Source organism: Mesorhizobium qingshengii (genome assembly GCF_027563465.1).
Lineage (GTDB): Bacteria > Pseudomonadota > Alphaproteobacteria > Rhizobiales > Rhizobiaceae > Mesorhizobium > Mesorhizobium qingshengii_A.
Genome location: NZ_JAPFQA010000006.1, coordinates 214,697 through 240,353 on the forward strand (window position 1 = coordinate 214,697; position 25,657 = coordinate 240,353).

The window sequence follows — 25,657 nt, forward strand, 5'->3', positions numbered from 1 at the left end:
ATGACTGAAACGGAACCGAAACAATTTGCCGTCATGCTGGCGCGATGTCGATTGCGATGCGCCCGAGCCAGGCCTTGCGACTGTGGCAGCAAGTGATGCTGTCGCAGGTGCGCGAGGACGCGCCCGATCTGACCATGCGCCAGACGGCGATCCTGTTCACCATCTATCTCGATCCGCCGCCGCACACGGTGCGCGGGCTCGCCGCTCGCCTCAATGTCACCAAGCCGGTGATCACCCGCGCGCTCGATACGATGGGCGCATTGAAACTGGTGTCGCGCCATCGCGACGAGCTCGACAAGCGCAATGTTCTGATCAAGCGCACCGTCGAGGGCGCGCTCTTTGTCGAGCGCTTCGGCGATGGTATCATCGCCAAGGCCCACGAACTGCCGATTTGAGCGAATTTTCCATTCTAACAGTTGTCCATAACAGAGTTGCCGATTTGACCGCCAGGGATGCACGCCTTCACGCCTTCCGTTCCGATCTTGCCGATGCACGGCTGAGGGGCGAGGTTGTCGCCGACCGCTTCGTCGCCGGTCGCCCGGCGCGGATCACCGCATCCGTGGCCGATATGCGCAAGGCGCCGCGACCGGATGCCGGCGTCAACACGCAACTCCTGTTCGGCGACGATGTCCTCGTCTTCGAGGTCTCCGAGGGCTGGGCCTGGATACAGGCCGAGCGCGATGGTTATGTCGGCTATGTCGCCGACACCATGCTGGGCGGGCGGGACCATGCACCCACTCACATCGTCTCGGTGCCGCGCACCTTCCTCTATCCAGGTCCGGATCTGCGCTTCCCGATCGCGGGACAGCTATCGATGGGATCGACTGTGACGGTGACGGGGTCTGCCGAAACACGCGGCACGCACTATGCCGTTCTGTCTACCGGCGAAGCGCTGATCGCAGGTCATCTGCGGCCAATCGGCGAAGTTGCTGCTGACTACGTCGCGGTTGCCGAGACGTTTCTTGGAACACCCTATCTGTGGGGTGGCACTTCCGGCTTCGGCATCGATTGTTCGGGCCTGGTGCAACTGGCGATGCGGATGGCCGGCAAAAACGTACTGCGCGATTCCGACATGCAGGCGGCGACGCTCGGCGAGCCGCTCGAGCGGGGCCCTGATTTCTCGGGGCTGCGCCGCGGCGACCTGGTGTTCTGGAAAGGCCATGTCGCTGTCATGACCGACGCCGACGCCATGATCCATGCCAACGGCCACACCATGCTGGTGTCACGCGAGGGGCTGAAGGATGCGGTTGCCCGCATCGGCTACCTCTATGGCGGCCCGACCGGGTTTCGGCGGCCGTAGCTTCTTCCTTCTCCCCGTATAGTGACGGGGAGAAGAGCGCTCTCCTCGATCCCCTTTTGTTCCGATTCTTCTTGGCGATTGACCGCCGTCGCGCTACCTCTGGCGCGTGACAGTTGAGCCGCGCCTTGCCGAACAGAATGCCACTGTGACCCTGCCCGAACCATTCATCAAATGGTTCGGCGAAAAGGGCTGGTCGCCGCGCGCCCACCAGATCGAGTTGCTGGCGAGGGCTCAGGGCGGGCAATCGGTGTTGCTGATCGCGCCGACCGGCGCCGGCAAGACGCTGGCCGGCTTCCTGCCTTCGCTGACCGAACTGGCCAATCGGCCAAGGCGAAAACCGGGCCAGGCGCATCGCGGCATCCACACGCTCTATATCTCACCGCTCAAGGCGCTGGCCGTCGACATCGAGCGCAATCTCGGCAAGCCGGTGGAAGAGATCGGGCTGCCCGTCACCATCGAGACGCGCACCGGTGACACGCCCGCGCATAAGCGCCAGCGCCAGAAGTTGGTCCCGCCCGACATTCTGCTCACCACGCCCGAGCAACTGGCGCTGCTGATTGCGGCAGGCGATGCCGGGCGCTTCTTCGAAGACCTGCGCTATGTCGTTCTCGACGAACTGCACTCGCTGGTGACGTCGAAACGCGGACATCTGCTGGCGCTTGGGTTGGCGAGGCTGCGCGGCTTTGTTCCTGGCCTGCAGACGATTGGCTTGTCGGCGACCGTGGCCGAGCCGGACGAATTACGGCGCTGGCTGGTCAGCCAGAATCCACTTGGCGCGATGGCCGGGCTGATCACCGTCGCTGGCGGCGCCAAGCCCGATATTTCGATCCTCGACTCGCGCGAGCGTGTGCCGTGGTCCGGGCACTCAGCCCGCTATGCCATTCCCGAAATCTACGAGGCGATCAAACGGCACCGCACGACGATCCTGTTCGTCAACACCCGCAGCCAGGCCGAACTGCTGTTCCAGGAACTGTGGCGGGCGAATGAGGATTCGTTGCCGATCGCCTTGCACCATGGCTCGCTTGAGGTCGGCCAGCGCCGGCGGGTCGAAAAGGCGATGGGCGAGAACGCTCTGCGCGCCATCGTCGCCACCTCGACGCTCGACCTCGGCATCGACTGGGGCGATGTCGATCTGGTCGTGCATGTCGGCGCGCCGAAGGGCGCCAGCCGGCTGGCGCAGCGCATTGGACGCGCCAACCACCGCATGGACGAGCCGTCCAAGGCGATCCTCATTCCGGCCAACCGTTTCGAGGTTCTGGAATGCCGGGCCGCGCTCGACGCCAACTATCTCGGGGCGCAGGACACGCCACCGCTGATCACCGGCGCACTCGACGTGCTGTCGCAGCATGTGCTCGGCGTCGCCTGCGGTGCGCCTTTCGACGCCGACCGGCTGTTCGAAGAGGTGCGTGGCGCCGCGCCCTATGCCGGGCTGGAACGCGAGACCTTCGACCGTGTCGTCGATTTCGTCGCCACCGGCGGCTACGCGCTGAAGAACTATGAGCGTTACGCTCGCATCCGCAAGACCAGGGATGGGCTGTGGCGGGTCTCGCATCCGCGTGTCGCCCAGCAATACCGGCTGAATGTCGGCACCATCGTCGAGATGCCGGAGCTCAATGTCCGCTATGTCAGGCAGGGCCGTGGCATGGCCGGGCGCGGCGGGCCGGTGCTGGGCAAGGTCGAGGAGTACTTCGCCGAGACGCTGCGGCCCGGCGACAATTTCCTGTTCGCCGGCAAGGTGCTGCGCTTCGAGGGTATCCGCGAGAACGAATGCGTCGTCTCCAACGGCGTCGGCGCCAACATCATCGTGCCGTCCTACGCCGGCGGCAAGTTTCCGCTGTCGACCTATCTCGCCGACCAGGTGCGCGGCATGCTGGCCGACAGCGATCGCTGGCAGGCGTTGCCCGAACAGGTCGCCGACTGGCTGCGGCTGCAGAAGGAGAAGTCGGTGCTGCCGAAGCGCGGCGATCTTCTGGTCGAGACCTTTCCGCGCGGCAACCGCCACTACATGGTCGCCTATCCCTTCGAGGGCCGGCTGGCGCACCAGACGCTCGGCATGCTTTTGACGCGGCGGCTGGAACGCGCCAATGCCCGCCCGCTCGGTTTCGTCGCCACCGACTATTCGCTGGCCGTATGGGCGCTGGACGACATGGCGGCCCTGTTCAAGGCGAAGAAGCCGTCGCTGGCCGCGCTGTTCGACGAGGACATGCTCGGCGATGACCTCGAGGCCTGGCTGAACGACAGCTGGATGCTGAAGCGCACCTTCCGGACCTGTGCCGTCATTGCCGGGCTGATCGAGAAGCGCTTTCCGGGGCAAGAGAAGAGCGGCCGGCAGGTGACGGTGTCGGCCGACCTCATCTATGACGTGCTGCGCAGCCATGAACCGGACCATATCCTGCTGCAGGCGACGCGAACCGACGCGTCGGCCGGGTTGCTCGATGTCAGCAGACTTGCCGAGATGCTCTCGCGTGTGCGTGGTCGAATCATGCATAAGCATCTCGACCAGATTTCGCCGCTCGCGGTGCCGATCATGCTGGAGATCGGCAAGGAATCGGTGAATGGCGGCGCCAACGAGTCTCTGCTCATGGAAGCCGCGGATCTGGTCGAGGAGGCCATGGGCCAAAGATGAGTCTGGTTTCGAGATGAATTTTTCGCTGGCGCGCACATCGCTGATAGCCCAGGCCGATCTGGTCGGCATCGCCGGCGAGCGCGCGGTCTGCGACCCGCGCGGCGTGCTCTATTTTCCGGAGTTCAGGCTTCTGGCAGTGTCCGACCTGCATCTGGAAAAAGGTTCGTCGCTGGCGCGGCGCGGTGCGCTGATCCCGCCCTACGACACCGGCGCGACCTTGCTCAGATTGCAGGCGGTCATATCAGACTACCAGCCGTCGATCGTCATCAGCCTGGGCGACAGCTTTCATGATGGTGGTGGCGCCGAGCGCATGCATGCGAGCTTCCGCGAACGGCTGGAAGCGCTGATGGCAGGACGCGACTGGTTCTGGGTCGCCGGCAATCACGACCCGGAAGCACCGGCCGACCTGCCCGGCGAGACTGTGCGTGAACTTGCCATCGGCTCGCTGCTGTTCCGGCACGAGCCATCGAAGCTGCGCATCGAAGGCGAGATTTCAGGCCATCTGCATCCCGGCGCCCGCATCGTGCAGCGCGGCCGTTCGGTGCGGCGGCGCTGCTTTGCCGGTGACGGCGGCCGCATGATCATGCCGGCATTCGGTGCCTATACAGGCTCGCTCAACGTGCTCGACCGCGCCTATGCCGGCCTGTTCCGCCTGGACACGCTGATGGCCTATATGCTCGGCGCCGACCGCATCTTTGCCATCTCCCGCTCGATGCTGCGGCCCGGCTGACCTTAACGTCCGTAGTACAGGCTAACCGTGTGCTTCGCCTCGGCGAAGAACAGCCAGCGTTCGACCAGCATGCCGGAGAGCTGAGCGATCGCGGCAAGAACCGAAAGCACCGCCGCGAAGGGCCACGGCAGGGCGAGGGTGGCGGCAAGCAGCAGGACGGGCAAGGCGAAGGCCAGAACCTGCGTGATCTGGCGCAGCCGCGCGCTGTGCTTGCGAGCGATGCGGAACCCCATTTCCTTGAGCAGGTAGTTCTCCTCGGTATGCGGCCATTCCAACGACCGCACCGTGCCGCCCACCAGTCCAGTCGCGGTGTTCGCGTTGGTCGCGATCTCCAGCGCGTCGTTGTATCGCCAGGTCGCCAGTTTCCAGCCCCAGCCGAGCAAGGTCAGCAGCATCGAAGCCGCCAGAAGCATTCTCGAACCCAGTGCAAAACCCTGCAGCAGCGCGTTCAAGAGCACACTGCCGGTCATCGCCGAGAAGATGAGGTAGGCGGGCAAAGTGTAGCGGCTGTGCCATTGGGCAATCGGCTTCAGCGACGCATAGATCATGCCCGTGGTGCAGACGGTGACGATCGCGCCAATGGCCGCCAGCAATCCGGCAATGGCCACCCAGCCACCGGTGCGATCGAAGAATACCCAGCCGATGCAGAACAGTCCTGCCGGCACGAAGGTGGCGACCGAGGCGACGCCTTCGCGGGACAGCCACGAGCTTCGCCACTGCGAGAAGGCGCGCCAGGCGCGTTCGGGCCTGCCGAGATGACCGGTCGAGGACAACAGCCCGGCGGCGATCAGGCCGAGCGCCAGCCCCATGCCGATGAAGCCCAGCCAGAAATCGGGCGGGATGATCTGGGCTCCTCCGAGCACACCCAGCAGCGCCAGCAGCCCATAGCCGGCACCGGTGGCGGTGGTGAAGAAGACGACGGAGAAGGCTGGATGCATGGTCAGTTCGAAAGCATGCGGTCGACCCAGCCAAGGAAACCGCCTTCGGCCCGCACCGGCTCCAACGCCTTCGCAGGCACCGATGCGGCACGCCTGGTATGGGCACGCGGCGGAAGATATTTGTTGGTCGGGTGATAGCCGAGTTCTGGCATCAGGTCGACGCCGCCACGTTCCGCCACCAGTTGCGACACAGCCGACCTGGGATCGCCGAGATCGCCGAAATGCCGCGCACTGGTCGGGCAGGCGGCGACGCAGGCCGGCACACGGTCTTCCTCGGTCAGATTGTCATTGTAGATGCGGTCGACGCAAAGTGTGCACTTCTTCATCACCCCGACATCGGTGTCGAATTCGCGCGCCCCATAGGGGCAGGCCCAGCTGCACAATTTGCAGCCGATGCACTTGTCCTCGTCGATCAGCACGATGCCATCCGAGGCTCGCTTGTAGGAGGCGCCGGTCGGGCAGACGGTGACGCAGGCCGGCGTCTCGCAATGCAGGCAGGAACGCGGGAAATTGACCGTGCGCCCGCCCATCTCGGTGGTGTGCTCATAAGCGTGCACGCGGTTGAACCAGACGCCGTCGACAGTGCCGCCATAGGGGTCGATGTCGGTCAGCGGCGCCATGTGGCCGCCGGTGTTCCATTCCTTGCAGGCGGTGGCGCAGGCCTGGCAGCCAACGCATGTGTCGAGATCGATGACGAGGCCGAGTTTCTTGCCGCCTTGACTTGGAAGACAGGTCATTCGGCCGCCTCTCTTGCCCGCCGGAATTCTGCGCCGAAAGTCAGCTTCTGCGGCGAAGGCTCGAAATGCGGCGGCTGCTGGAAGCGCTCGAACTGCGGCTCGGTGAAGCCAGCCTCTTCCGCCGCGCATTTGACGATGCGCACCCGCAGGTCGAACCATGCCGCCTGGCCGGTGACAGGATCGGAATTCGAATAGCGCTTGCCGTTGGCGTCGGCCGTGGTCTGGTCGCCGATGATGTGGTTGAGCAGGAAGCCGCGAGTGGATTCGGCCGCACCGTCCTTAAGCCCCCAGCTGCCGCGTCGTTTGCCGATCGCATTCCAGGTCCAGACCGTGCTTTCGTTCACCCCGTCGACCAGTTTGATCTGCCCCTTCACCCTGCCGTTGATGCTCTCGATCCACACCCAGTCGTCATCGACCAGGCCGAGGCTGGCGCCGGTCCGGTGATGCACGAACAGCCGGTTCTGGCTGGTGATCTGCCGCAGCCAGGCATTCTGCGAGCCCCAGGAATGATACATATGCATCGGCCGCTGCGTCAGCGCATGCAGCGGATATTTCTCGAGGTCGACGGCCGCTTCCTCGAAGGGCGTGTACCAGAAAGGCAGCGGGTCCATGTAGGTCTCGATGCGCTGGCGATCACCCTGTGGCGGCAGCACGCGGCCATGGCCGCGCGCGGCCAGGCGGAAGCGCTGCAAGGGCTCGGAATAGAGCTGGAAGACGATCGGCTCCGCCTTGGGGATGAAGCCCATGCTCTCGGCGAAGTCGAGATAGGAGCGGTTGGCCATCTTGTAGTAGCGCTGGTCGTCCGCGAAATCGTGATGCCAGAAGCCGCCATTGTCGATGTAGCGCTGTAGCTGGTCCGGATTGATCTCGCCTTTGCCGATCGACGTCCCATCCTTGCCGCGCCAGCCGGCAAGCGGCCCGATGCCGGGCGTCCGCTCATGATTGACGATGTAGTCGGCATAGTCGCCATATTTGGCCGAGCCGTCCTCATCCACGAAACCGGGCAGGCCAAGCCGGGCGCCGAGCTCGATCAGCACCGACTGGAACGGCCTGACGTCGCGGTCCGGCTCGACGACGGGATGGCGGATGGCGTCGCCGGGTCCGTCGGCATGGCTGATCGGCCGGTCGAGCAGGCTGATGCAGTCATGGCGCTCAAGATAGGTCGTGTCGGGCAGGACGAGGTCTGCGAACGGCACGGTCTCGGAATAATAGGCGTCGGAATAGATAATGAAGGGGATTTTGTAGTTGCCGGCTTCGTCGTGGTCGGTCAGCATCGCGATGGTCTCGACGGTGTTCATCGAGGAATTCCACGCCATGTTCGACATGTACATCATCAGCGTGTCGATCGGGTATGGATCGCTAGCCCAGGCATTGCGGATGACGGTGTGCATCAGGCCGTGCGCGGCCAGCGGCGCGTCCCAGGAATAGGCCTTGTCGATGCGGGTTGGCGTGCCGGCCTCGTCGACCAGCAGATCGTCCGGCCCACAGACGAAGCCGAGTGGCATGCCGTCGAGCGGCGTCATCGGCTTGATGGTCCGGCCTGAAGGCTTTGGACCTGGCGGCGCCGAGCGTGGATAGGGCGGCTTGAAGCGGAAGCCGCCGGGAACATCCACTGTCCCCAAGAGCACCTGAAGCAGATGGATGGCGCGGCACGTATGAAAACCGTTTGAGTGAGCGGAGATGCCGCGCATGGCGTGCATCGAAACAGGCCGGCCCTTGATCGTCTGGTGCCGGCGCCCGGCCCAGTCGGTCCACGCAACCGGCAGTTCGATCGTCTGTTCGAAGGCGACATGGGCAAGTTCGGCAGCGATCCTGCGGATCGTATCGGCGGGAATACCGCAACGCCCGGCGACCGCATCGGGTGCATAGCTCTCATCGAGGTAACGGTCGGCGATGAGCTGGAACACTGGCGTGCAGCGGCGGCCATCGACGGTGTAACTACCGGTCAGCGCCGGCTTGGCGCTGGCATCGGTGGCGCTGACAGGCGTCTTCGCCACCCTGTCCCAGGCCAAGGGATTGCGAGTGTCGTCTCGCACAAACAGCCCGTCATCGGCGGCACCCGGCTCCTGGATGACGAGCACATGGGCATTGGTGTAGCGCAGCAGATAGTCGAGATCGACGCGGCCGGCTTTCAGCAATTCATGGATCAGCGCGAACACGAACAGGCCGTCCGTGCCGGGCCGGATGCCGATCCAGTCGTCGGCAATGGCGTTGTAGCCGGTCCGGCACGGGTTGATCGAAACCACCTTGGCGCCGCGCGCCTTGAGCTTGCCCAAGCCGATCTTGATCGGGTTGGAGTCATGATCCTCGGCGACGCCGAACAGCATGAAATATCGGGTGTTGTCCCAGTCGGGCTCGCCGAACTCCCAGAACGAACCGCCGATCGTATAGAGGCCCCCCGCCGCCATGTTCACCGAACAGAAGCCGCCATGGGCGGCAAAGTTCGGTGTACCGAACTGGCTCGCCCACCAGCCGGTCAAGGATTGCGACTGGTCGCGCCCGGTGAAGAAGGCGAGCTTCTTCGGATCGGTCCGGCGGATGGCGGAGAGCCGTTCGGTGGCGATCGAAAACGCTTCCTCCCACTCGATCTCGCGGAACTCGCCCGAGCCGCGCGGCCCGGTGCGTAGCAGCGGCTTCTTCAGCCTGGCAGGGCTGTAATGCTGCATGATACCGGAACTGCCCTTGCCGCAGATCACGCCGCGATTGACCGGATGGTCCTTGTTGCCGTTGATGTAGCGGACCTTGCCGTCCTTGATGTGAACATCGATGCCGCAGCGGCAAGCGCACATGTAGCAGGTCGTCTTGGCGATGCTGTCCGAGATATCGGGCGAGGTGTCGACGCCGTCGCCTTCGTCGGGCGCGCGCGTGTCGGCAAGCGGGCGTTGCGATGGTGCCGAATTCGCGCCGCGCGGCGGTCCTTGCATCATGATCCGGTGGTGCCCGCGCGGCCGGCGGATTTGGCTCGCGTCTTCGGCCCGGGGCCACGCATGTAATGCTCTTCCGGGTGATAGCCATCGCCGGCCAGCCGCCGCCGGATGCACCGGGTCCAATGCGCAAACAAGGATCTGAACCGCCCGATCATTTTAGTCTCTGCGATCCGCTGGCGAATTTTTTCTAACTTCACTCGAAAACGTAGAATAAAGATATCGATCCGTCTAATCAGTTGTTCTTGTAAATTCGATCGATATTGTTTCTTAATGCGCGCATGACCCTGGACCAGTTACGCATTTTCGTCGCCGTCGCCGAGCGCTGCCACATGACCAAGGCGGCGGAGCTGCTGGGCATTTCCCAGTCGGCGGCGTCGGCGGCCATACGCGCGCTTGAGGAGCAGCACGGCGTCCACCTGTTCAACCGCGTCGGCCGCAACATCGAGCTTGCCCAGACCGGACACCGGTTCCTGCCAGAAGCCAAGGCTGTACTGGAACGAGCCGCCGCGGCGCGCAACGTGCTGGAACATGTTTCGCAGACGGTCACCGGCAGCCTTTCGATCGCCGCCAGCCAGACCATCGCCAGCTATTGGCTGCCGCGCCGGCTGGCGTCCTTCCACGAGGCCTATCCCGCCGTCCGGCTGAGCGTCACCATCGGCAACACCAGACAGGTCGAGGCGAATGTCCTCGATGGCGCCGCGGATCTCGGCCTGGTCGAGGGGCGCACGGAATCCGACATCCTGCGCCGCGCCAAGGTCGACGTCGACCGGCTGATGCTGGTCGTCGCCAGCTCGCATCCGGAGATCGCCGAACTGTCGCCCGGCCGTCCTGATATCAGGGGGCTGCGCTGGATCATCCGCGAAGGTGGTTCAGGCACGCGCGAGGTGCTGGAGGATTTGGCGCGCCGCGAGGGGATTTCGCTCGCCGACCTGCGCATCTTCCTGGTGCTGCCGAGCAACGAGGCCGTTCGCCAGGCGGTCGAGGCGGGCGCCGGCGCCACCATCATTTCGGAGCTCGTCGTCGCGCGCGCCGTCGCCGAGGGCAGTCTCAGAGCCGTGCCGCTCGATTTGCCGAAACGCGACTTCGCCATGATCACCCACCGCGATCGCCAGGCAAGCCTGGCGCAGATGGCGCTCAAGGCGCATCTCGGCACGTCTGCGGACCATGACTAAGGGTCCGCAGAGATTCAGGTCAGGCCGGCGTCACCTGAATATCAATGGACCTGGATCAGCCGAACTTCCGTTGGGCATCCAAAGCCAGGCCAAGCCCGACCGAGCCGAACATGTCGCCTTCGATGACGGAAGCCCGCGGCACCAGCGACAGGATCTCCCGTCTCGCCAGCGGGATCGCGGTCGATCCGCCGGTCAGGAACACCGCGGTGATGTCGGACGGCTTGACCTGGGCATCGCGGATGGTCTGCCCGACCGTCGCGGTGACCCGCTCGATGTCCCTGGCAATCGTGGCTTCCAGCCCGGCGCGCGTGATGTTGGCGGCGAACTCCACGCCCGGCAGCTTCACCGCGACCTCGGCGGATGATCTGTCGGTCAGCTCTATCTTGGCCTTTTCGACCAGTGCCGCCAGCGCGTGTCCGTAGCGGTGCTCGACGATGTGGATGAAGCGGTCGACCAGGTCGGCGCGCTCGGCCTCGTAGCGGATCTGGCGCAGATGCGTCATCGCCTTGGCGGTGTAGACTAGGTTTATGCGCTGCCAGGTCGCGAGATCGATGAAGTAGCTGGCCGGCAGATTGCGCTTGCCGTCCTTGGTCGGGGTCAGGTAGCCGAGTTGCGGCATCACATGAGCGATGCTCAAGAGCCGGTCGAAATCGGTGCCGCCGATATGGATGCCTCGGCTGGCCAGGATGTCGTCCTTGCGGTCGAGCGAGCGGGTGCGCTCCGGTGAGACGCGCACGATCGAGAAGTCGGACGTGCCGCCGCCCATGTCGATGATCAGCGCCAGTTCCTCGCGCGTCACCTTCTGCTCATAGTCGAGCGCCGCCGCGATCGGCTCGAACTGGAAAGCGATATGCTTGAAGCCCTGGGCCTGCGCCGCCTTTTCGAGTTCGCCCTGGGCATTCGCATCGGCTTGGGCATCGTCGTCGACGAACTGGACCGGGCGCCCGAGCACCACGGTCTCGACCGCATCGCCGGCGTCTTCCTCCAGCTTCTTCCTGAGATGGCCGAGGAACAGGCCGATGATCTCCATGAAGCCGATCGAGCGCGCCTTGATGCGCGTCTTTTCGTGCGCGAGCGAACTGCCGAGCACGCTCTTCAGCGAGCGCATCAAGCGGCCCTCGATGCTGTCGGTGTAGTTGGCGATGGCGTTGCGGCCAAAACAGGTGCGGTTGTCCTCGAAGTTGAAGAAGACGGCACTTGGCAGCGTGACCTGGCCATCTTCCAGAGCGACAAGGCGAGGCTGCCCGTTGCGGACCACGCCCACGGTGGAATTCGAAGTGCCGAAGTCGATACCGCCGAATGCTGGTCGCATCGCAACGTCCTGTCATTGTCCTTGGGGCAGCGGATCGGCGTCTTCGCATGCGCGCCGTTGTCCGGGGTGACCGAACCATCCTGCCGAACTGAAATCGTGCGCGTTCGCCGCGCCGGGAGGCGGCGGTCTATCGCATGGCCCGGGAAAGGGAAACCCCTTTCAAGAGCATGATCCCGAAAAGTGGAAACCGGTTTCGGACAGGATCGTGCTCAAACAAACAGATAGAGCCCGGTCCCGATTCAATCGGGATGAAACAGGATCTAGTCTTTTCTGAAGATCAGCCTTCCGAGCCAGCCCGTTATCATGGCCAGCGATATCGCGAAGACGCCGTAGAGGAAGGAGTAGTCGTGGGCGACGCGGAAGATCGATTGTTCGAAACCGGATTTGCGGATTTCGAGCTGGGCCGAGCTTTCCTTGATGAACAGGCCGCTCTTGAACAGGAAGGCACGCGCCTTGTGGGTGCCGACCGGAACATTCGGCGCCAGCCTGACAGTGGCGCGAAACAGGTTCTGTGACAGGAATTGCACGCCGCCGACATTCTCGCTGAAGAGGCCGGTCGCCGATTTGCGCTCGCGCAGTGCCGCCGTGAATTCCTCGATGGTCGCCGGGCTGTCGCCGACATCGGCGGGCTGCATGTAGAGGTTGGAGGCGCCGAGCGACAGCTGCTTGTAGCTGTTCGGTTCGGTAATGTCCTGCAGCGGCCGCGTCGTCGCCACCGAATAGGACATCGGCACGTTCTCGAAAGTCGCGGAGTCCAGATTGACCCAGACACCGAGCACCCGGTCCTTGCGGCGCACCACCACCGTTCGCGGCGGGCCTTCGAGCACGACAATGACATCGTAGCGGCCCTGACGGGCAACGAGCGGATCGGGGTTTTCCAGGGAACCGAAGATCGTCAGGTCTGCGCCGGAAAAGCCGGCGGTGATCGACACATTGTCGGTGGAGAGCCCGATCTGGATGCCTTCCGTTGGCAAAGGCGTCTGCGCCTTCGCCGGCACGGCGGCGGCAAGCAACGACAGGAGTATTACGGTTGCGATCGCTTTTGGTGCCGGCATCAGTTGAGGCCCACGCCGGACAGCGAATAGAGATTGGGCGGGGTGACGAAGAGATCGATGGCAAGCCGGATCGCCACCGCCAGCACAAGCAGCGCCAGCAACGCCCTGAGCTGCTCGCCACGCAGCCTCTGGCCGGCCTTGGCACCATATTGCGCCCCGGCCACGCCGCCCGCCATCAACAGGAAAGCCAGCACGACATCAACCGTCTGGTTGGTGGTGGCGTGGACCAGCGTCGTGTAGGCGGAGGTGAAGATGATCTGGAACAGCGAGGTGCCGATGACGACGTTGGTTGGCACTTTCAGCAGATAGATCAGCGCCGGCACCATGATGAAGCCGCCGCCGACGCCCATGATCGACGACAGGAAGCCGATGCCGGCTCCGAGACCAAGCACCGGGATGACGCTGACGAACAGTTTCGAGGCCCTGAATCGCATCTTCAGCGGCAAGCGGTGGATCCAGTTGTGCTGGCCGGATTTCTTCAGCACCGGTGCCGCGCCACTGCGCGTGGCACGCAGCGCATTGACGCTTTCGACCAGCATCAGCCCGCCGACGGTGCCGAGCAGCACGACGTAAAGCAGCGAGATGAACAGGTCGAGCTGGCCGAGCCTGCGCAGGAAGGCGAAGACGTAGATACCGCCGGTTGAGCCGACGATGCCGCCGGCCAGCAACACGCCGCCGAGCTTGAAGTCGAGCGTCCCTCGCTTCATGTGCGAAAGCACGCCGGAGAAGGAGGAGGCGATGACCTGGTTGGCGCCGGTGGCGACCGCGATCGCCGGGGGTATGTTGTAGAAGATCAGCAGCGGCGTGATGAGGAAGCCGCCGCCGACGCCGAACATGCCCGACAGGAAACCCACTGCCGCACCCATGGCCAGCAGCACGAAGACGTTGACGGAAATTTCCGCGATCGGGAGATAGATGCCCACCCGTCAGTCTCGATCAGTTCTGCCTGCCGGCGAATGCAACCGTTGCGGGCATCTTGCCCCGACAAGCCAATTTGTTCTTGCGCCGGAGGTGCTACGAAGTCAAACCACGCCGCACCGCCGAAACAAAAAACATCTCAATCAGTTAACAGGCAAATGTGTGGCAAGGGCGTCGTGGAAGCGACGCATCCGCCGTTATTTGCGCGCCAGCAGGGCCTTGACCAGTTTTTCATCGATCGTGCCGGTCGCCGGCATCTTGTTGTCGGTCTGGAAAGCCATGATAGCGGTCTTTGTCTTCTGGCCCATCTTGCCGTCGGCGCCGCCGGCATCGTAGCCATTCTTGTTGAGAATGCGCTGGATGTTCTGGATGGCCTTCGTCATGTCGATGCTGGCGGTCGTCTGCGGAGTGTCGTTCTGCCAGGATTCGGGAATGTCCGCCGAATTGGACGCCGGATCCAGCGGCTTGGCCTTCCACAGTTCGGCAGCGGCGCGGGCGCGTTCGAGCTGCTCGGGCCGCAGCGCATTGGCGATCTCGTCGCGCTTGGCCGCCGCATCCTTGTCGCCTGTCTTGGCGACGAGAGCGAACCATTTGTAGGATTCCTCGAGGTTCTGCTTCATGCCGACGCCCTTGGCGGCGAGGATACCGAGATTGAACTGGCTGTCCTTGACGCCGACATCGGCGGCCGCCTGGAACCAGTGGGCGGCCGACTCATTGTCGGTCACGCCGTCCGCCGCCATGGCGAACAGCACGGCCAGATTGTGCATGGCGCTGGCGTTGCCCTGCTCGGCGGCGAGCTGGTACCAGGTCTTGGCTTTCTTGATGTCGCGGGCGACGCCGATGCCCTTTTCGTAGAAATTGCCGATGCGGTATTCGGCCGGCGCAAAGCCGAGTTCCGCCGCCTTCTCGTACCATTTGGCGGCCGCCGCCATGTCTTCCTTGACGCCGCGCGACTCGGCGTAGCGCGAGCCGATCTCGAACAGCGCCTTGGCGTCGCCATTGGCGGCTGCGTCACGCAAGGCGGCCGGGCCGGCATTGGCGGGAATGTCGATCTTGGCCGCGGCCGTCGCCGGGGGTGCGTCCGCTGGCGGAACCGCGCCTGTGGTATCCGTGGCTGGCGCGGCCGCGATCGGCTGAGCGCCGGTGTCGGCATCGGTTGCTTCCGCGGCCGGCGCGGCGACCGGGGCCGGCGCTATCGGCGCCGCAGCCGAGGCTGTCGTGCCGGATGCCGCCGGGCCAGCATCGGTGGGCATGGCCGAAGCAACAGGCATCGGAGCGGGCTCGGCTGTCGGTGCCGCATCCATCGACGGCTCGACGCCCGGTGGCGCTGCCATCGTGGCTTGCGTCGCCATGTCGTCCTTGGTTGCCGGTTCGGATGGCTCGGCCTGCCTGACGGCACGGGCCGGCGCGGTTTCCAGTGCCGGGGGCCGCGCATCCGCCTTTGCCTGGCTTGCGGTGTCGAGCGAGGCGGTTTGCACCGGTTGGGAAGCCGCGATCGGTGCGGCGTCGTTGCTCGCAACTTGCGCGGGATCGGCGAAGAAAGCCTTGCCCAGTTGCAGGCCGGCAAGCGCCAGCAAGATCGCGGTTGACCCCATCAGGATCGGCTTGCGTCGCGCCTTGAGCAGGTCACCGATCCGCAGCGCCTTGACCGGTCCGGTCATCGTCGACTGACGTTTCAGGGCATCGGCCTCGGCGGCGGCGGCCTGCGCCGCGCGCCGCGCCGCGGCGATGAAATCCGATTTGGCGGCATCGGTGTCGCTGGGCTTGGCCGGTTGGCCGCGCTCGTCACGCACGCGCTTCATGATGGCGTTGAGGTCCGGTGCGCCAGAGCCGGGCTCCAGCGGCCGGTTGGCCATTTTCGGATCGAGCGGCTCGTCGAGGTCCACACTCGGGGTCGGAGCGCTCGGCGCCGAGCCGGCCAGTGGTACGTCCGCCTCCTTCCTGCCCCTGAATGCGCGCGCCAGCCCGCCGAACATCGATTTGCGGCGACCCGCCGGCTCGCCACTGTCGGCGATCGTGTCGGAACCAAGGGCTGCCATGGCCGCGGCAGCGGCGGCCTCGGCCGGCGTACGCGTGCCCAGGTCGCGCGTACCCAGGTCGCCACGCGTACCCAGGTCGCTCCGCGTACCCAGGTCGCCGCGCATGATGGCGGCGACGCGGCCATCGAGATCGGCCATGTCTCCGGTCAATGGCATTGGCTCGTCGATGTCCATCGACGGTGCGTCGACGGAGATCTTGGACTGCCGCGCGCGGCGCCTGCCGACCGACTCATCCGGTCGCGCGTCCAGGAGTTCGCTGACCGCCTCGACCGGCTCGCCGGGTTCCAGCGAGCCAAGCCTGTCGACGATCTTGAGCAGCGTGTCGTGGATGGCCTCGAACGTTCTCGAATTGCGCTCGTCTGAGCGCCGCGTCAGCGCTTCGAGCGTCTTCAGGTCCTGAGCGAGGCCGGAAACCGCCGTCGTGTTGGCGCTCGAACCGGCCAGCGATCGCACCGCGTTCTCAGCCGCTTCGCGTGCCGCGCCGAGAATGGAATCGCGGGTTCCGGCCAGCGACTTTTCGATTTCGTCGAGGCGCGGGCTGATGTCCTCGAATTCCGGCAGCGGCGTGCTGGGCTTGGAAAGATGGGCGGACAGGCCGGCGACCTGTGCTTCCAGGCTTCGGATCAGCGCTGGATCGATGCCGGCCACTTGCGCGGCGGACGCGTCCAGCCGGCTTGAAATGTCTTCGAGCCGGCTTTCCAGGCCGCGGATCGCTGCTTCGCCGGCGGGATCTGGAACACGCGTTTCGATGCGCTGGGCCAGAGCGGTGAAGCGGGCGTCGATGGCGTCCATGATGCCGGCGCTGTCGACTTGCGGCATGCGCTCGTCCAGCCTGTCGGCAACTTCGTCCAGCCGGCGCTCGAGATCGCGGAACAGCATGTTGCCCTGTTCGATGGCGTCACCCTGGCGGCGTTCCATCATGCCGGACAGCACGTCGAAGCGCTGCTCCAGCCCATGGAAGATGTAGTCGGCATCAGGCATGGCAGGCGCCTGGTCGATCTTGTCGGCGATGAGTGCGATCTGGTTGGCCAGGCGCTCCATCGCCTGCTCGGGCAGATCGGCGCGGCCGGCGAGCTCGTCGACCCGGCTCGACAGCGTGTTCAGGCGGTCCATGACCGCGTTGCCGGGGCGATCCTGCGCCACTTCCTCGATCTGTCCGGCAAGCGAGTCGATCCGCTTCTCGATGCGCTCGAAAGCCTCATGGTCGAATGAATTGGCTTGCGCCGCGACGGTCGATGCAACGATGGCGCGGGAAATCTCGTCCAGCCGCTCATCGATCATGCCAAGCGTGTCGCTGCCGCGATTGTCCTGCTGGCTGGCGAAGTGGTCGACGGCGCCGGCAAGCGTGCGTACCTTGTCCTCGAGCGAGCGCAGCGACAGCGATTCCGGCAGATTGTTGACGGCGTTGCTGATCTGCTCCAGCCGGTCGGTCAGCATCGACAGGCCGGGGCCGTCCGAGCGCTTGCGCTGGTCGGCATCGACGCGATCCTCGAAAGCCGTCCAGCGGCGATCGAAATCGTCCCAGCGGCGATCGACTTTCTGCACACTCTCCTCGCGCGCCAGCGTGTCGAGCGCCGCCTTGACCTGCTCGAGTTCGAGCCGCAGCATGTTGACGCTTCTGTCGTCGCTCTTCTCGGCCAGCGTCTGGATGGCGCCGGAAAGCCTCTCGAACTCAAGGCCGAGTTCGGCGCTGCCCTTGGCCATGGCGCCGGACGGGCCGCCTGGTGTCGCGCTCGACTGGAAGGCCCGCTCGATGTCCTTGCGCAGCGCTTCGAATTCACGCTGCAGCCCGGCGGTCATCTGGTGGCGCAGTTCCTCACGCATGCCGCGCAATTCGCCGGCGATCTTGCCGACCATGGCAACGCCGTCTTCCTGTCCCCGCACGCGATCGATGTCGCGCGCAATGGCCTGGTAATTCTGCTCGAAAGCGGCGGCGGGCTGTATCGGGCTCTGCGGGCGCGGCGCCGGCTGCGGATCCTCGTACCAGCGCTGCTGGCCGGCGGGCCGGGCGGCGGGATAGCGGGCGTCGGCGCCATATTGGCGCGGATCGGGACGACCCATCGGATCCTCGCGGGTTCGCTCCAGTCGCTGTTCCAGCGTCTCCAGCGAGCGGTTCAACTGCTCGAGCGTGGTCTGCGGCCTGCGCTGCCTGCCGGCGTTGAGTGTATCGAGATAGGACCGCTTGCTGTTCATCTGTGCGTCCGTCTTTCAGAATGGCTGGCTTGTGGCCAACTCCCCCAAGTCCCTGTCGGAACGAGGCGACCGGACGGCTTTGCCGCGGTGGAAGACAAGCTTCCCGGGTTCTCACCCGCGCTCCGAAAAACCGTGAAAAATTCGATACAGGATAAACACGGGTAGCCGACGCGCCCACATTTCGCCCAACGTGGTAAACAACGCGTTAACCAAACTTAAGAAGTTGCAATCATGTTGGCTTCGGGCCTGACGGTGCGGCATAAAGCTCCGCTCGCAGAACGCCCTTGCGTCATGAGGCGGCTATCGGTATAGAATTGACGTAAACGTAAAAGGCGCATTGAGCGTGCTGTTTGCGATTTGTTTGTTGAAACCACGACTGGAAGCACGCCCCCGCTTCCAGTCAGGCGACGCACGGTCCAGGACCGCGACGCCACCAGACGGGGAAAGCCAGTGACCATGAAGCTTATCTCGGCCGGCGAGACCGCGGCCAATACCAATATGTCTGTTGAAGCCGGCGAGGACCTTGTCCGCATCGGCGAGATGGCGAAGAAATATGGAGTAACGCTGCGCACGCTGCGTTTCTACGAAGACAAGGGCCTGCTCAACCCGCAGCGCGACGGTTCGACCCGTCTCTACACGCGTCGCGACAGGGCGCGGCTGAAGCTGATCCTGCTTGGGCGCAAGGTCGGGTTCTCGCTGCGCGACGTCAAGCAGATGATGGACCTCTACGATCCGACCGGTTCCAACACCAAGCAACTGCGGCTTGCGCTGGACAAGTCGGAAAAGCAGCTTTCACGCCTGCAGAAGCAGCGGGCGCTGATCGACGACGCCATCAACGAGCTGAGCGGCTCGATGTCGGCAGTACGCCAGATGCTGGCCGAGCGTTCGGTGCCACAGGCGAGCGCGGCAAGCTAGGCCATCTGCTGATTCCGACGCCGTCGGACTCCTGACCATCAAAGCCGCGTGGCTCCGCCGCGCGGCTTTTCGCTGTCTGCGCCCGCCATGTAGCCCTTCTGGTTGTTTCGCGCTGGCTTGCGCGATGCCGCGCCGCTAGGCTCCTTGCGCTCAGGGGCGGGAAATCTTGTCGCATCGAAAAAATTGACGTTTACGCAAACGTCAATTTTTGCTATCCCGGCCCCAACACAGGTCCGCATGCCGCCCTGGCTTGATTTCGGGGGCTTTCGGATCAGGTTTGCAGGGTGGAGAAAAAGCATGCCGACATACAGGGCTCCGGTCCAGGACACGCTGTTCGTGCTCAACGAGGTGCTGGGCTATCAGCGCTATTCGAACCTTCCCGGATTTTCCGACGCCACGCCCGATGTGCTGGAGGCGATCCTCGCCGAAGGCGCCAAGCTCGCCGAGAACGTCATGCATCCGCTCAACCGTGTCGGCGACATGGAAGGCTGCGTCCGTCACGACGATGGTTCGGTGACGACGCCGAAAGGCTTCAAGGAGGCCTTCGACCAGTATCGCGAAGGTGGCTGGATGGGGCTGGCGGCACCTGTCGAGTTCGGTGGCCAGGGCCTGCCCTATGCCGTGCATACGGCGGTTTCCGAATACTTGGTCTCGGCCAACATGTCGCTGATGATGTATCCGGGCCTGACACAGGGCGCGATCGCGGCGATCATCACTCACGGCACCGACGAGCAGAAGGCCAAATGGTTGCCGAGGATGGTCGAGGGTGCCTGGACCGGCACCATGAACCTGACCGAGCCGCATTGCGGCACCGATCTCGGCCTGCTGCGCACCAAGGCGGTGCCGAACGGCGACGGCACCTACAAGATTTCAGGCCAGAAGATCTTCATCTCGGCCGGCGAGCACGACATGTCCGACAACATCGTCCATCTGGTGCTGGCCCGCATCGAGGGCGCGCCTGAAGGCGTCAAGGGCATTTCGCTGTTCATCGTGCCGAAGCTCAAGCTCGACGCATCGGGCAATCCGGGCAAGAGGAACACCGTCTCATGCGGCTCGATCGAGGAGAAGATGGGCATCCACGGCAATTCGACTTGCGTCATGAACTATGACGAGGCCGAAGGCACGCTGCTCGGCGAGGCCAATGGCGGCCTCAAGGCGATGTTCACGATGATGAACGAGGCGCGGCTCGGTGTCGGTCTGCAGGGGTTGTCGCTGTCGGAGATCGCCTACCAGAATGCTGTCGCCTACGCCAAGGACCGTTTGCAGGGTCGATCGCTGTCGGGGGCCAAGGCGCCGGACAAGAAGGCCGACCCGATCATCGTCCATCCCGACATCCGCCGCAGCCTGATGACCATGAAGGCCTTCAACGAGGCCGGCCGCGCGCTGGCGCTGTGGACCGCCATCAAGTCCGACATCGCCCATCGCTCCGGCGACGACAAGGATCGCCAGGCCGCCGACGACTACACCGGCCTGATGACGCCGGTGGTCAAGGGCGTGCTCACCGACAAGGGTTTCGACCACGCCGTGATGGCGCAGCAGGTGTTCGGCGGTCACGGTTACATCGAAGAGCATGGCATGAGCCAGTTCGTGCGCGATGCCCGCATCGCCATGATCTATGAAGGCGCCAACGGCATCCAGGCGCTCGACCTTGTCGGCCGCAAGCTTGGTTTGAATGGCGGTCGCGCCGTGCAGGCCTTCTTCAAGGAGGTCGGTGAGTTCTGCGAGGAAAACCGCTCCGACGAGAAGATGGCGTCCTTCACCAAGGCACTGAAGAAGGGTCTCAACGACCTGCAGGCGGCGACCATGTGGCTGGTGCAGAACGGCATGGCCAGGCCCGACAATGCAGGTGCCGCCTCGACCGACTACATGCATCTCTTCGGCCTTGTCGCGCTGGGTTACATGTGGGCGCAGATGGCCAAGGCGGCCCTTGGCAAGACGGGCGTCAACGGTTCCCAGTCCTTCTACGACAACAAGGTCGTGACGGCCCGCTTCTTCATGGAGCGGATCATGCCGGAGACCTCGGCGCACCTCGCCCGCATTTCGAGCGGCGCCGATACGTTGATGGCTCTGCCGGCGGAAGCGTTCTAAGCTCGACCGCCGGCGCGGCCGGCCCTGTCTGTCGATACGCGGAGGAAATCGTGGCGACAAATCCCGCCGAAGTGCTCTCGTTGCCGAAGCCCGCCTGGGCAGCGGATGAAGTCGGTATGCTCTACGACATGGCGCATCGCTTCATGTCGGAAGAGATCGCGCCGCGTTACGACGAATTCGAGAAGAACGAGATGGTCGACCGCGAGAGCTGGTTGAAGGCCGGTGCGGCCGGTCTGCTCTGCGCTTCGATGCCGGAGGAATATGGCGGCTCGGGTGGCACCTTCGCCCATGAGAGCGCCATCATCGAGGCCATCGGCCATGTCGGTGTCGATGGTTTCGGCATCGGCCTGCACAACTCGATCGTTGCGCCCTACGTTCTTCATTATGGTTCGGAAGAGCAGAAGAAGAAGTGGCTGCCGAAGCTGGCCACCGGCGAACTGATCGGCGCCATCGCCATGACCGAGCCCGGCGCCGGTTCCGACCTGCAGGGCGTCAAGACGCGGGCGCAGAAGGATGGCAACCAGTACAAGATCAACGGCTCCAAGACCTTCATCACCAACGGCCAGTTGGCCAACTTCATCATCGTCGTCACCAAGACCGATCCGGAGAAGGGCGCCAAGGGCACCTCGCTGATCGTCGTCGAGACCGATCAGGTGGAAGGCTTCGAGCGCGGCCGCAACCTCGACAAGATCGGGCTGAAGGCCAACGACACATCGGAGCTGTTCTTCAATGATGTGCGTGTGCCGACCTCCAACCTCCTCGGCCACGAAGAGGGACAAGGCTTCGTCCAACTGATGCAGCAATTGCCGCAGGAGCGGCTGCAGATCGGCACCGGTGCCATCGCCATGATCGAGCGGGCGCTGGCGCTGACCATCGACTACGTCAAGGACCGCAAGGCCTTCGGCAAGGCGATCATCGATTTCCAGAACACCCAGTTCAAGCTGGCCGAACTCAAGACCGAAGCGACCATCGGCCGTGTCTTCTACAATGACTGCGTCACCCGCCACATCGCCGGCGGTCTCGATCCGGTGACGGCCTCGATGGCCAAGTACTGGCTCAGCGACCTGCAGGGAAAGGTCGTCGACGAATGCCTTCAATTGCATGGCGGCTATGGCTACATGAATGAATATCCGATCGCCCGCATGTTCCGCGACGCTCGCGTCCAGCGCATCTACGGCGGCACCAACGAGATCATGAAATTGCTGATCGGACGCTCGCTCTGAGCTGCGTCCGATAAACCCAAGGAGCAAGAAAATGACTGACGCTTATGTCTATGATGCCGTGCGCACGCCGCGCGGCAAGGGCAGGAAGGACGGATCGTTGCACGAGGTGCCGGCGGTGCGGCTTGCCGCCAAGACGCTCGAGGCGTTGCGCGATCGCAATGGACTCGACACCGGCAACGTCGACGACATCATCTTCGGCTGCGTCGATCCGGTCGGCGAGGCGGGCTCGGTCATACCGCGCGCCGCCGCCTTCGAGGCCGGTTACGACACCAAGGCGCCAGGCATGCAGATCTCGCGCTTTTGTGCTTCCGGTCTCGACGCAATCAATTTCGGCGCCGCCAAGATCGCCCAGGGCGCCGACGAGATCGTCATTGCCGGCGGCGTCGAATCGATGTCGCGCGTCGGCATGGGCGCCTCCGGCGGTGCCTGGTTCATGGATCCCTCGGTCGGCTTGCCCGGCTGGTTCGTGCCGCAAGGCATCTCGGCCGACCTGATCGCCACCAAATACGGCTTCTCCCGCGACGACGTCGACGCCTATGCGGTCGAGAGCCAGAAGCGCGCCGCCAAATCCTGGGCCGATGGCCGTTTCAAGAAGTCCGTCATCCCGATCAAGGACCAGAACGGCCTGACCATCCTCGACCATGACGAGCACATGCGGCCCTCGACCGACATGCAGTCGCTGGCCGCACTCAACCCGTCCTTCGTCATGCCTGGCGAAATGGGCGGCTTCGATGCCGTTGCAGTGCAGAAGCACCCCGAGGTTGAAGAGGTCAACCACGTCCACCACGCCGGCAACTCGTCCGGCATCGTCGATGGCGCCGCCGCCGTGCTGCTCGGCTCGAAGCGGGCCGGCAAGGCCATGGGCCTGAAGCCGCGGGCCCGCATCCGTACCTTCGCCAACATCGGTTCCGAACCGGTGCTGATGCTGACCGGTCCGGTCGACGTCACCGAGAAACTGTTGAAGCGCGCCAAGATGAAGCTGTCCGACATCGATCTGTTCGAACTCAACGAGGCCTTTGCCTCGGTGGTGCTGCGCTACATGCAGGCCTTTGATATCGAGCACGGCAAGATCAACGTCAATGGCGGCGCCATCGCCATGGGCCATCCGCTCGGCGCCACTGGTGCGATGATCCTGGGCACGGTGCTGGACGAGCTCGAACGCCGGGACCTGAACACCGCGCTGGTGACGCTGTGCATCGGCGCCGGCATGGGCACCGCCACGATCATCGAACGCGTCTGACGGGGAGAGAAACGATGAGCTACACCAATTTCACCCTCGATATCGACGCCGACGGCATTGCGCTGGTCACCTGGGACATGCCGGGCCGCTCGATGAACGTCTTTACAGAAGAGGCGATGCGGGAGCTGAACGCCATCGTCGACAAGGTGGCTGGCGATGCGGCCATCAAGGGCGCGGTGATCACCTCCGGCAAGGATACGTTCTCCGGCGGTGCCGACATCACCTTGCTGCAGAAGATGCTGACGACCTTCGCCGCTGAAAAGGCCAAGGATGTCGAAAAGGCGACCAAGGCGCTGTTCGACAATGCCGGCACTATGACGGGCCTGTTCCGCAAGCTGGAGACTTGCGGAAAGCCGTGGGTTTCGGCGATCAACGGCACCTGCATGGGTGGCGCCTTCGAATTGTCGCTTGCGTGCCACGGCCGTGTCGCGGCCGACTCGGACAAGGTCAGAATGGCGCTTCCCGAAGTGAAGATCGGCATCTTCCCGGGCGCCGGCGGCACTCAGCGCGTGCCGCGGCTGACCGATCAGCAGCAGGCGCTGCAGATGCTTACCTCCGGCCAGACGCTGTCGCCGCAGAAGGCCAAGTCGATGGGCCTGATCCATGAGATCGCCGAGCCGGCCAGGCTGGTCGAAGCGGCCAAGGCGATGATCAAGAACGGCTTGAAGCCTGTGGCGCCGTGGGATGAGAAGGGCTTCAAGTTGCCCGGCGGCCCGATCTATTCGGCGGCGGGCGCCAATCTGTGGCCACCAGCCATCGCCATCCTGCGCCGCGAGACCCATGGCAATTATCCGGCCGCCGCCGCGATCCTCAAATGCGTCTATGAAGGCCTGCTGGTGCCGTTCGACACCGGTCTGCGCATCGAGCAGCGCTATTTCACCGAGATCATGCAGACCAGGGAAGCGGCGGCGATGATCCGCTCGCTGTTCGTCTCGCTGCAGGAACTGAACAAGGGCGCGCGCCGTCCGGCCGGCGTGCCGGAAACCAGGTTCAAGAAGATCGGCGTCCTTGGCGCCGGCTTCATGGGCGCCGGCATCGCCTATGTCACGGCCAAGGCCGGCATCCCGGTGGTGCTGCTCGATCGCGACATGGAGTCCGCCGCCAGGGGCAAGGCACATTCCGACAGCCTGGTCTCGGATCAGGTGAAGAAGGGCCGCGCCAAGCCCGAGGAGAAGGACAGGCTTCTGTCGCTGATCACGCCGACGGCCGACTATGCCGACCTCGCCGGTTGCGACCTGGTGGTCGAGGCGGTGTTCGAGGATTCGGCCGTCAAGAAAAGCGCTACCGAAAAGGCGGAAGCCGTGCTGAAATCGTCGGCGATCTTCGCCTCCAACACCTCGACCATTCCGATCACCGGTCTGGCGAAGAATTCGGCGCGGCCGAAGAACTTCATCGGCATCCACTTCTTCTCGCCGGTCGACAAGATGATGCTGGTCGAGATCATTCTGGGCAAGAAGACCGGCGACAAGGCACTTGCCACGGCAATCGACTTCGTGCGCGCCATCAAGAAGACGCCGATCGTCGTCAACGACACGCGCGGCTTCTACGTCAACCGCTGCGTGCTGCGCTATATGTCGGAAGCCTACAAGATGCTGATCGAAGGCGTGCCTGCCCCGATGATCGAGAATGCGGCGAAGGCCGCCGGCATGCCGGTCGGGCCCTTGGCGCTGACCGACGAGACGGCCATCGACCTTGCCCAGAAGATCATGAAGCAGACCATCAGGGACCTCGGCGACAAGGCCGTCGACCCGAAGCAGATGGCGCTGATCAACACCATGGTCGACACGCACGGCCGCTTCGGCCGCAAGAACGGCAAGGGTTTCTACGACTACCCCGCCAAGCCGGCCAAGAAGAAGCTGTGGCCAGGCCTCAAGGACCTCTATCCGCAGCTGGCGCCGGAGAAGGTCGACTATGAGGGACTGCAGCAGCGGCTGCTCGTCACCATCGCGCTGGAGGCAGCGCGGGTGATGGAAGAGGGCATCGTCACCGATCCGCGCGAGGCCGATGTCGGCTCGATCCTGGCCTTCGGCTTCGCGCCCTACACCGGCGGCGCGCTGTCCTATATCGACGGCATTGGCGCCAAGGCGTTCGTCAAGATCGCCAAGGGCCTGCAGAAGAAATACGGCGCCGAGTTCAAGGCGCCCAAGCTGCTGCTCGACATGGCCGAAAAGGGTGAGACCTTCTACCAGCGCTTCGATCCCTACGCCAAGGGCGACGTGAAGCAGGCGGCCTGACGCATGGGTA

The 25,657-nt window shown here is 64.2% G+C and carries 17 protein-coding genes; 10 read left to right on the forward strand and 7 right to left on the reverse strand.

Annotated elements, in window-relative coordinates; translation table 11 throughout:
• Nucleotides 1–44: 44 nt before the first annotated feature.
• The 4 genes from OOJ09_RS16270 to pdeM all read left to right on the forward strand — a co-directional run bounded on the left by OOJ09_RS16270 (nt 45) and on the right by pdeM (nt 4,656).
• The gene (locus OOJ09_RS16270) at nt 45–395 is read left to right on the forward strand and encodes a MarR family winged helix-turn-helix transcriptional regulator (protein ID WP_015319324.1); all 351 of its coding nucleotides are present in this window, start codon (nt 45–47) and stop codon (nt 393–395) included.
• Nucleotides 396–439: 44 nt separating this feature from the next.
• Nucleotides 440–1,300, forward strand: coding sequence for a C40 family peptidase (locus OOJ09_RS16275; protein ID WP_269906149.1), 861 nt, complete (start codon nt 440–442; stop codon nt 1,298–1,300).
• Nucleotides 1,301–1,406: 106 nt separating this feature from the next.
• Entirely contained in the window at nt 1,407–3,926 is a 2,520-nt protein-coding gene (locus tag OOJ09_RS16280; RefSeq protein WP_269906150.1) for a ligase-associated DNA damage response DEXH box helicase, read from the forward strand.
• A 13-nt stretch (nt 3,927–3,939) separates the two neighbouring features.
• A complete protein-coding gene (gene pdeM / locus OOJ09_RS16285) occupies nt 3,940–4,656 on the forward strand; it encodes a ligase-associated DNA damage response endonuclease PdeM (protein WP_269906151.1) in 717 nt (238 codons plus the stop codon).
• 2 nt (nt 4,657–4,658) lie between these two features.
• Here the strand turns inward: pdeM and OOJ09_RS16290 are convergent, their stop codons facing one another.
• The 3 genes from OOJ09_RS16290 to OOJ09_RS16300 are packed head-to-tail and all read right to left on the reverse strand — an operon-like array spanning nt 4,659 to nt 9,258.
• Nucleotides 4,659–5,594, reverse strand: a complete 936-nt coding sequence (locus OOJ09_RS16290; RefSeq protein ID WP_269906152.1) for a dimethyl sulfoxide reductase anchor subunit family protein — start codon at nt 5,592–5,594, stop codon at nt 4,659–4,661.
• A gap of 2 nt (nt 5,595–5,596) precedes the next feature.
• Nucleotides 5,597–6,331 (reverse strand): 4Fe-4S dicluster domain-containing protein, encoded by a 735-nt coding sequence (locus tag OOJ09_RS16295; protein ID WP_269906153.1) that lies wholly within the window; start codon nt 6,329–6,331, stop codon nt 5,597–5,599.
• Nucleotides 6,328–9,258, reverse strand: coding sequence for a molybdopterin oxidoreductase family protein (locus OOJ09_RS16300; RefSeq protein ID WP_269906154.1), 2,931 nt, complete (start codon nt 9,256–9,258; stop codon nt 6,328–6,330). The genes OOJ09_RS16295 and OOJ09_RS16300 overlap by 4 nt, the downstream gene beginning before the upstream one ends.
• 278 nt (nt 9,259–9,536) lie before the next feature.
• Between OOJ09_RS16300 and OOJ09_RS16305 the strand changes: the two genes are divergently transcribed.
• Nucleotides 9,537–10,430 carry a LysR family transcriptional regulator gene (locus OOJ09_RS16305; protein WP_269906155.1) on the forward strand — a complete coding sequence of 298 codons (894 nt, stop codon included), beginning with the start codon at nt 9,537–9,539 and terminating at the stop codon, nt 10,428–10,430.
• A 55-nt stretch (nt 10,431–10,485) separates the two neighbouring features.
• Here the strand turns inward: OOJ09_RS16305 and OOJ09_RS16310 are convergent, their stop codons facing one another.
• From OOJ09_RS16310 to OOJ09_RS16325, 4 genes are all read right to left on the reverse strand, one after another.
• Nucleotides 10,486–11,742, reverse strand: a complete 1,257-nt coding sequence (locus OOJ09_RS16310; protein ID WP_269906156.1) for an Hsp70 family protein — start codon at nt 11,740–11,742, stop codon at nt 10,486–10,488.
• A 260-nt stretch (nt 11,743–12,002) separates the two neighbouring features.
• The gene (locus OOJ09_RS16315) at nt 12,003–12,797 is read right to left on the reverse strand and encodes a TIGR02186 family protein (RefSeq protein WP_269906157.1); all 795 of its coding nucleotides are present in this window, start codon (nt 12,795–12,797) and stop codon (nt 12,003–12,005) included.
• Nucleotides 12,797–13,720: a sulfite exporter TauE/SafE family protein gene (locus OOJ09_RS16320; protein WP_256748895.1), complete on the reverse strand. Its 924-nt coding sequence runs from the start codon at nt 13,718–13,720 to the stop codon at nt 12,797–12,799. Before OOJ09_RS16320 ends, OOJ09_RS16315 begins: the two co-directional genes overlap by 1 nt.
• Nucleotides 13,721–13,912: 192 nt before the next feature.
• Complete coding sequence (locus OOJ09_RS16325) at nt 13,913–17,947, reverse strand: peptidoglycan-binding protein (RefSeq protein ID WP_269906158.1); 4,035 nt, start codon at nt 17,945–17,947, stop codon at nt 13,913–13,915.
• Nucleotides 17,948–18,403: 456 nt separating this feature from the next.
• Between OOJ09_RS16325 and OOJ09_RS16330 the strand changes: the two genes are divergently transcribed.
• From OOJ09_RS16330 to OOJ09_RS16350, 5 genes are all read left to right on the forward strand, one after another.
• Nucleotides 18,404–18,862: a MerR family transcriptional regulator gene (locus OOJ09_RS16330; protein ID WP_269906275.1), complete on the forward strand. Its 459-nt coding sequence runs from the start codon at nt 18,404–18,406 to the stop codon at nt 18,860–18,862.
• Nucleotides 18,863–19,159: 297 nt separating this feature from the next.
• Nucleotides 19,160–20,950, forward strand: coding sequence for an acyl-CoA dehydrogenase (locus OOJ09_RS16335; RefSeq protein WP_269906159.1), 1,791 nt, complete (start codon nt 19,160–19,162; stop codon nt 20,948–20,950).
• 50 nt (nt 20,951–21,000) lie between these two features.
• Nucleotides 21,001–22,173 carry an acyl-CoA dehydrogenase family protein gene (locus tag OOJ09_RS16340; RefSeq protein WP_269906160.1) on the forward strand — a complete coding sequence of 391 codons (1,173 nt, stop codon included), beginning with the start codon at nt 21,001–21,003 and terminating at the stop codon, nt 22,171–22,173.
• A 31-nt stretch (nt 22,174–22,204) separates the two neighbouring features.
• Nucleotides 22,205–23,413, forward strand: coding sequence for an acetyl-CoA C-acetyltransferase (locus OOJ09_RS16345; RefSeq protein ID WP_269906161.1), 1,209 nt, complete (start codon nt 22,205–22,207; stop codon nt 23,411–23,413).
• A 14-nt stretch (nt 23,414–23,427) separates the two neighbouring features.
• Complete coding sequence (locus OOJ09_RS16350) at nt 23,428–25,647, forward strand: 3-hydroxyacyl-CoA dehydrogenase NAD-binding domain-containing protein (protein ID WP_269906162.1); 2,220 nt, start codon at nt 23,428–23,430, stop codon at nt 25,645–25,647.
• Nucleotides 25,648–25,657: the final 10 nt, after the last annotated feature.